Origin of the sequence: Streptomyces sp. NPDC002130, assembly GCF_040296465.1 — a bacterium.
Classification (GTDB): Bacteria; Actinomycetota; Actinomycetes; order Streptomycetales; family Streptomycetaceae; genus Streptomyces.
In genome coordinates, this window is sequence record NZ_JBEOXI010000319.1 from 1 (window position 1) to 7,840 (window position 7,840).

The window sequence follows — 7,840 nt, forward strand, 5'->3', positions numbered from 1 at the left end:
CATGGTGCTGTGTGTGTAGTGGGTGGGGGTGGGCGCCTGTGGAAGGCGCCACCCCAGCCGTAATCGGACGCCCGGCTACGCGAAGCCGACCTCAGCCGCATCGATCCCACCGGGCTGGCGTCGTTCGGCTTCAACCTCGAAGGGTGCTACCCGTCGAGGCGTCTCACCGTCAATGACGAGGCTCCCTCCGTCCCGGGAGCCTTGGGCCGGCAGAGCGCACGCAAGCAACGCCCGGCCGGATTGACCTGGCTTCAGCAAGCACACAGGGCAAGTGATTGAGCCAGTCACGGTGACCGTGCGGGCAGGCCCGATGCAAGAGGCGCCTCCGACGTCGGCACAAGGACGCCTTGGCCACGGGCGACGGCTTGGGCGGGTTGGCTGTTGGCGTTACCTGCTTCGGCATCGGATACGGCGCGGGCGAACTGGGGGAGAGGGCCGCAACCAGCGTCCTGAATTACACCGGACCGGATGCCGACGCGGTGCCCCCGCTCGCTGGTGACGAGGTACTGGCCTGCGGCCGTCTGCTCAGCCGGGTGTGGGAGCAGGAGCGGGACGCGCCGCCGACGGCGGACCCGCACACCGTCTCCTGCCCTTACTGCCACGAAGCCCTCGAGAGACTGGCCACGGTGGACGCGGCCCTCCAGCCGCTGCGCACCGAGGACACTGCAGGCCTGCACGCACTCGCCGACCGCGTCATGGGCATCGTCAGGGCCGAGGTACGGCTCGGGCGGCTGCTGCCCCTGGCCGACCCGGACCGGGACCTGCGCATCGCCGAGAGCGCCGCGGCGAAGGTATTGCGGCAGGCAGCGGACACGGTCCCCGGCGCCACGACCGTGACCTGCCGGCTCCTACCCGAAGGCGCGGGTAGCGTGCGAGTGACCATGACCCTGGTCGCTGCCCTCGACCGCCCGCTGCCCGACCGGGTCCATCGGGTGCGCCAAGCGGTTCTCGACTCCGCCGGGCAGGCCCTGGGGCTTTCCGCGACAGCCGTCGACATTACTGTGATCGACATCCTGGAGCCGGAGCCGCCCCTCGGCCGCGGCCTCCCGCCCGGCGGCGATACCTGATGACCGGCATGCGCACCACCACGCTCCTCAGCGTTGCGGCCGAGGCAGCTCTCGCAGTTCCCGGAGTGGCGGGCCTGCAACCCCGTCTTGCCCACCGCCTCGCGGCAGCCGCCGCGCCCAGCCGGACGGGCACCACGCCTCACCGCGCGTCCCCCGAGGCAGGCATCCGCGTCGACCGATCGCCTGACGGTTCGGGATGGCACGTCGAGGTGCGCTGCATCTTGGCCTCCGGCCAGCGGGCGCTGGACGTCGCCCAGAGAGTCCACGACCGGGTGGAGGCCGCCGTCATCTCCTCCCTCGCCGCCAACGATGTCGCGGAGCGGGTCGCCGTCGAGGTCACGGTGACCCGTATCGCCAGCCAGCACGCCGCTGGATGAGTTCCGAGTGATCCTTTGCACACGGGTATGCGGCCACAGCGGGTAGGCCGCCTCGCTTGGGGCCACGAGGAGCTGCCAGTCTCCGCACCGACGGGAACAGGCAGGACGAGGGGCGGCAGGTGACGCGGACCGGCGCTCGGCGTCCCGCTACTTCCAAGCCGTTGCGGCTGAACAGGGTGTCAGGGTGGCCCGGGCCGAGGACGCGGGTGCGGACGGCGGCGGAGGTAGGCAGTGAGGGCCTGCCGATGGAGGTCGGCCGTCTGCGTGTCATCACCCGTATGGACGAGTCCGAACTGCGTCGGCGTTCGCAGGCTGGTCGGCTGGTAGGGGTGCGGTTCATTGCAATTCGTATGCGCGCCCTCACCGTCCTGCCCTGCCGGCGCAACATCCAGCGAGACCGCAACAAGGAGCGCCATGCTTCCGCTCGAGGTGACGACGAGAACGGGCGAACGAACCGTGCTCAAGGAATCAGTCGCTCAGGGGCTAGGGGAGAGCCTGCGCGGAGAACTGCTCCTCCCTGGAGATGACGCGTACGACCAGGGCCGACGAGTCTGGAACGGCATGATCGACCACCGGCCTGCGCTGATCGCCCGCTGCGCCGGGAACGCCGATGTGACAGCGGCTGTGACCTTCGCGCGTGAGCACGATCTGTTGGTTTCCGTGCGCGGTGGCGGCCACAACATCGCCGGCAAGGCAGTGTGCGAGGGCGGCCTGATGATCGATCTCTCCCGGATGCGCCGCGTCACAGTCGATGCCGTCAACCGAACAGCCCGGGTGGAAGGTGGTGCCACGCTCGGCGAACTGGACGGTGCCACACAGGTGTCGGGACTGGCCACGACCACGGGCGTCGTCACTCATACCGGCGTCGCCGGCCTCACGCTCGGCGGCGGCGTGGGTCGGCTCGCCCGGACGTACGGTCTCGCCTGCGACAATCTGCTGTCCGTCGACGTCGTCACCGCCGATGGTCACCTACGGAGAGCCAGCGCCACGGAGAACCCCGATCTCTTCTGGGGCATGCGGGGGGCCGGCGCGAACTTCGGCGTCGCAACCTCCCTTGAGTTCAAACTCCACCCGGTGGGTCCGGAGGTGCTCGGAGGCGTCGTCATCCATCCCCTGGAGCGGGCCAGGGAAGCCCTCGGGTTCTACTACGAGTACTCACGTTCAGCCCCGGACGAGCTGACCGCTGACGCCTTTTTCCTGACCTCGCCCGACGGTGACCCAGTATTCGCCATCTCCGTCTTCTACGCCGGATCGATGGAGCAAGGCGAGTGCGTGCTGGAGCCACTCCGACGTTTCGGACCGCCGACCGTCGATCAGGTGGGGCCAGTTGCGTACACGCAGCTGCAAGCCGCCGGTGACCCCTTCTTCCCCATCGGCCTGCATTACTACTGGAAGTCCCACTTCCTTGAGGAGATCCCGCAGGACGCGATCGAGGCCACCGTCGACCACTTCGCCAGTGCTCCCTCGCCCAGATCCCTCATCGTCTTCCAGCAGTACGGCGGCGCCGCCAGCCGCATCCCGCCTACGGCAGCGGCCTTTCACCACCGGAATGCGCAATACGACAACTTCGCCGCGTCGGTATGGACGGATCCGCAGGAAAGCCAAGTGCACAAGGAATGGGCACGGAAGTGGTGGGACAAGATGAGCCGCTTCTCCCTCGGAGCCGAGTATGTGAACAACCTGGGAGAGGAAGGCGAGGACCGGGTACGGGCCGCCTACGGCGACAACTACGACCGACTGGTAAACCTCAAGAACGAGTACGACCCCGACAACTTCTTCCGACTCAACGCGAACATCCTCCCGGCTGGCTGAGCAGACGTTGCGTACTATCGGCGACTGTCGGCTCATCTGATCGGCCTCGTCATGGAGAAGACACAGTCACGGCTGTGGGGCGTGTCGGATTAACCATGGGCGCTGATCGAGCCATCGCTGCCGGAGCCGGGACCGATGCTGATGGAGGCCGTCCGCGAGTGCCGGACCAGCAGGCGCTGTGCGGGATCCTGTTGCTGTCGAGTTGGTGGGACCGGTCGCCGAGGAGGGCGTCGTACACTCTCCCAGCAGACGGGCGCCAGCCCGCGGTGTGCGATTCGCCCCCTCGAAGCCGTCCTCCGCCTGACGTTCCTTGTCCAGCCCCACGGTGGTGCGGTCAAGGCTCGCACTCAGGCGATCAATCAGCTCAAGACTGTCCTGTCATAGCCGACCCGGCCGTGCGGGAGCGGCTGTCCAGCCTGGGCAACCGCGAGCTGTTCCGCACCTGCGCGCGCCTCGGCCAGCGCGCCGGCGGGGAAGACGAGGAAGCGGCGCCCAGGTCACTCATATGACCCTGCGCATGCTCGCCGGGATTGGACCGAGGCCGGCGTGTGGCCGCGCCTGCACGCTGCTCTGCTGACCGAGCTTCGCCGCGCCGGCCTGCCGGACCCGGATGACTGCTCCGTGGACGGGTCGCACGTCCGGGTGCTCAAAGGGGGGCTCACGTCGGCCCCTCGTCCGTCGACCGTGCCCGCCCCGGCTCGAAGCACCACCTGATCGTCGACCGTCACGAACCCCGCTCGCCGTCACGCTCACCGGCGGGAACCGACACGACGTCACCCAGCTCCTGCCGCTGCTGGACGCCATCCCATCGAATCGGGGACTTCGGGGACGCCCCCGCCGCCTGTACGCCGATCGAGGCTACGACTTCGACAAGTACCGCTGCCTGTTGCGGAAGCGCGGCATCAAGCCGAGGATCGCCCGACGCGGCGTCGCTCACGGCTCCGGACCGGGAAAGGTGCGCTGGGTGGTTGAACGGGCCTTCGCCTGGCTGCACCAGTTCAAACGGCTCCGCACCCGCTACGAACGACGCGCCGATCTCCACCAGGGCCTGCTCGAACTGGCCTACGGCCTCATATGTATCCGCCGCCTGCGAACCTCATCCTGAGACGATCAGTTGGCTACGCTGAACCACCCCGGCCGCACCTCGGTGAGCAGCGGTTGCAGCGACTGCACTGCGGACCGCATGTCCTGATCCGTGACGGCACGAGGCTCCGGCAAGCTCAGCCCGTACCCACGGAGCCGCCAGAGGTCGAAGATTTCACTCCCGTCGGCTGCGAAGTCCACATCGACCTGAGTGCCGTTATCGCTAACGAAGCGGCACCCTGCCCCATGGACCTTGTAGAAGTAGGTGCCGATGTGATCACTCCGGCTGATCCGGCGCGAACGGGCCAGGCCGACGACGTCCACCAGCCGCTCAAGCGAGGGGATCGCCACCCTCATGGCCTCATCAATCGCGTTCAGAGCGCGGACGTAACCGAGGACGAGGTCTCGCGCAGCCTCCACCCGTTCCATACGGTGTCATCCCCCCGGGCCCGTGATTGAAAGGATTGTTCCATGGGGCCTCCAGCGTCTCCGCAGGACGGCATTCTGAAACGATCAGTAAGCACCCGGCGAACGTTCGCTTCTAGACGTACTGCTTGGCGTATTCGGCAGTGGGGGGTACGGGCGTGATGGGGGAGCGGTAGCCCTCCGGGAGAGTTGGGTGGGTGTGGTTGAGGAGGGCGAGTTCGTAACCGGCCTTCCCCGGGTGCCGAAGGCTGATGTACTAGAAGTCGCACCGAGGAGAAGCGCACCGGCGCCCTCGTCCTCGACGAGAACAACAAGGAGATCAAGCGCAACGAGAACTGCTCCAGGCGTCCACGGCGAGGCCGGCGCCAAGGGCGAAACCGTCGGCATCGGCTGCGAGGACGGCCTCCTGCTCGAAAAGGACGGCGAGTTCACCAAGGTCGACGCCCCGACGACTACGGCCGCATCGGCAACCAGCGCGGCAGCGGCACCTCGCCCATCCTCCCGGGTGACTACACGGGCAAGGTGGACAAGACGATCCCCGTCGTCGGGGACTGGCAGGGACCGCTGGACTGACAGCAGCCCCGGCCAAGACTCTTCGTCCGCGACCACACCGCGTACGTCTCGGAACCGGGCGAGCGCCAACTGCTGGACGATCGCCATCCGGGTGGCCCTCTCAGGGCCAGGGTGCGAGCCTGGAGAGGCCGACGGTGAGAGTGAGGAGTTGCGCCGTGCGGGCCAGGCTGGGTAAGGACAGGGGTGTGTTCACCGCGCTTGTGGCCTATGTCGCCCTGATCGGCGCGCTGGACACGGTCATCCCCGACCCTTTGCTGCGCCTGGCGCCTTTCGCGGTGCTCGCCCCGGTAGTCGCAGCCGCGCTGCTCAGTCTGCGTATGACCGCTGTCGTGTGCGCGCTGTACCTGGCGCTGACCGGCCTCGAATACGGCGTGTTCCAGGACATCAGTGTGCCCAACCGGGTCGCCATCAGTGTCTCCGCGCTGGCCGCGTGCTTGGTGAGCCTCGTCGTCTGCCGGGTGCGACTGGAGCGCGAGGAGCGCATCAAGCGGCTGAGACTGACGGCAGGGACGGCACAGCGGTTGCTGCTGCGGTCGCTGCCGCTGCAGGCAGGCGATGTAACGGCGGACGGCTTCTATGAGGCGGCCGAGCGCGAGGCGATGGTCGGCGGGGACATCTACGAGGTGCTGTGGACTCCCTACGGCACGCGGATGGTGATCGGAGATGTGCGGGGCAAGGGTCTCCCGGCGATCGGCGCGAGCGCGGCGGTGCTGACCGCGTTCCGCGAGGGCGCCTACCGGGAGCCTGACCTGCGGACCGTCGTCGGGCTCATGGAAGAGGAGCTGGTGCGGTGGGAGGACCAGTCCGCCCGCGAGCCTGAGGAGGAGTTCGTCACCGCTCTGATAGCGGAGACGCTCGGACAGGATCTGCGTCTGATCGACTGCGGGCACGTCCCCCCGCTCGTACTCGCCGATGGCCAGGTCACGGAGGCCCGGTTCGAGGAGCCCGGTCTGCCGCTGGGGCTGGCCGACCTTGCGGAGACGCCGAGGCAATGGCAGTACATCAAGGTCCCCAGCGGCGGACGGGTGCTGATGTGCACGGACGGGATTCTCGAGGCGCGAAGCCCGCAGGCCGAGTACTACCCTTTGGCCGAGCGGCTGCGCGCGTGGGCGGAGCTGCCCACCGGCGATCTGCTGGAGCGGCTGCATGAGGACCTGAGTGAACATGTCGGCGGAGTCCTCACGGACGACGCGGCTGTGCTCGTGGTACAGCGCCGAGGCATCAAGGCTTCCTTGTGGTCTGCGGACGCTCACGCCGAAGCGCCATCCGGCGCAGACGCTCGTCGGAAGGCCTCCGGCCCGGCCGACGACATCCGCAGACCCCGAAGGCAGGACATCGCTGCCCTCGGTCCGAGGGGCGAGACCGCGAATTCACGGTGGCCCGGTGTGTCCAGCGGGTCTCGGCCACTCACCACCTAGGAGACGATCTCAGTGGACGTGGAGCGCCGTGCGCACGTGCTGAGAAGAAGCCGGGCGATCGTGTCCGCCCTGGTCGCACCAGTGGTTTTCGCTCTGGTGCTGGTGCCGTTCCGGACCCACTTCCCCACCAGCAGCACCGCTCTCGTGCTGGTCGTCGCGGTGGTGGCGGTTGCCGCCCAGGGGGACCGCATCGCAGGCTTGATCGCGGCGGTCTCGGCCACCGTTTGCTTCGACTTGTTCCTGACAGAACCCTGGTTCATGCTCGCCATCACGAGTGCCGAGGACCGCTGGACGGCCGTCCTTCTGCTCGTCATCGGTGCCGCCGTCTCGGAGCTGGCCATCCGCGGTCGCAGCCAGCGGGAGCGGGCTCAGGCGGCTCATGGCCGCCTGGAGCTGCTGCACGACGCCAGCATGGCCATCGGCGCCAGCCTCGATGTGGAACGGACCGCGCAGGAGCTGGCGCGGGTAACGGTGCCCCGGTTCGCGGATTTCGTCACCGTGGACCTGACGGAGTCCGTCCTGCTCGGAGAGGAGCCGACGGTCGACGACGCGGACCTGCGCCGGGTGGCCGTCGCGGGCATCCGGGAGAACCACCCGTTCCACCCGGCAGGCACGCTCCTCGCAACCACCACGTCCGCTCCGCGGGCCCGCAGCCTCCTCCGTGGTGGGCAGGCGAGGATCGAGCTCGACCTCCGAGCCTCTACAGCATGGCGGTCGCTGGTCCCGGATCACCCCGGGCCGGTGCTGGGCTACGGCATGCACTCTCTGATCACGGCGCCGCTGCGGGCACGGGGCGTGCCGCTGGGGATCGTCAGCTTCTGGCGTGCAGGGCATTCCGAACCCTTCGAGGTGAGGGACCTGTCCGATGCCGAGGAGCTGGCCGCCAAGTCCGCCGTGGCCACCGACAACGCGCGTCGCTACACCCGTGAGCGGGCCACCGCGCTCGCTCTCCAGCGAAGCCTGCTGCCGCAGAAGCTGCCCAGGCAGACGGCCGTGGATGTCGCCTTCCCGACGAGCCACCGGCAGGTGGTGGCACGGTCGGAGGGGGTCCGGATGGGGCGGCGTTGGCGGGACGGGCGTGGGG

At 68.5% G+C, this 7,840-nt stretch carries 6 protein-coding genes and 2 pseudogenes; 7 read left to right on the forward strand and 1 reads right to left on the reverse strand.

What is annotated here, in order from left to right; translation table 11 throughout:
• Nucleotides 1-374: 374 nt before the first annotated feature.
• The 4 genes and pseudogenes from ABT116_RS36680 to ABT116_RS36695 all read left to right on the forward strand — a co-directional run.
• Nucleotides 375-1,067 (forward strand): hypothetical protein, encoded by a 693-nt coding sequence (locus ABT116_RS36680; protein ID WP_351643184.1) that lies wholly within the window; start codon nucleotides 375-377, stop codon nucleotides 1,065-1,067.
• Between the two features lie 8 nt (nucleotides 1,068-1,075).
• Complete coding sequence (locus ABT116_RS36685; RefSeq protein WP_351643187.1) at nucleotides 1,076-1,444, forward strand: Asp23/Gls24 family envelope stress response protein; 369 nt, start codon at nucleotides 1,076-1,078, stop codon at nucleotides 1,442-1,444.
• 414 nt (nucleotides 1,445-1,858) lie between these two features.
• Nucleotides 1,859-3,256 carry an FAD-binding oxidoreductase gene (locus ABT116_RS36690; RefSeq protein WP_351643190.1) on the forward strand — a complete coding sequence of 466 codons (1,398 nt, stop codon included), beginning with the start codon at nucleotides 1,859-1,861 and terminating at the stop codon, nucleotides 3,254-3,256.
• A 525-nt stretch (nucleotides 3,257-3,781) separates the two neighbouring features.
• Nucleotides 3,782-4,361: pseudogene (locus tag ABT116_RS36695) on the forward strand (IS5 family transposase); the annotation flags it as partial.
• Nucleotides 4,362-4,366: 5 nt separating this feature from the next.
• On the opposite strand, the gene ABT116_RS36700 reads toward ABT116_RS36695, so the two are convergent.
• Entirely contained in the window at nucleotides 4,367-4,768 is a 402-nt protein-coding gene (locus ABT116_RS36700; protein ID WP_351643193.1) for a DUF6896 domain-containing protein, read from the reverse strand.
• Nucleotides 4,769-5,032: 264 nt separating this feature from the next.
• Here ABT116_RS36700 and ABT116_RS36705 point away from each other — a divergent pair.
• From ABT116_RS36705 to ABT116_RS36715, 3 genes and pseudogenes are all read left to right on the forward strand, one after another.
• A pseudogene (locus ABT116_RS36705) lies at nucleotides 5,033-5,410 on the forward strand (hypothetical protein); the annotation flags it as partial.
• Nucleotides 5,411-5,523: 113 nt separating this feature from the next.
• Nucleotides 5,524-6,756 carry a PP2C family protein-serine/threonine phosphatase gene (locus ABT116_RS36710; protein ID WP_351643195.1) on the forward strand — a complete coding sequence of 411 codons (1,233 nt, stop codon included), beginning with the start codon at nucleotides 5,524-5,526 and terminating at the stop codon, nucleotides 6,754-6,756.
• Nucleotides 6,757-6,768: 12 nt separating this feature from the next.
• Nucleotides 6,769-7,840, forward strand: a 1,072-nt coding sequence (locus ABT116_RS36715; protein WP_351643198.1) for a DUF4118 domain-containing protein, incomplete at its 3' end; no start/stop codon positions are given.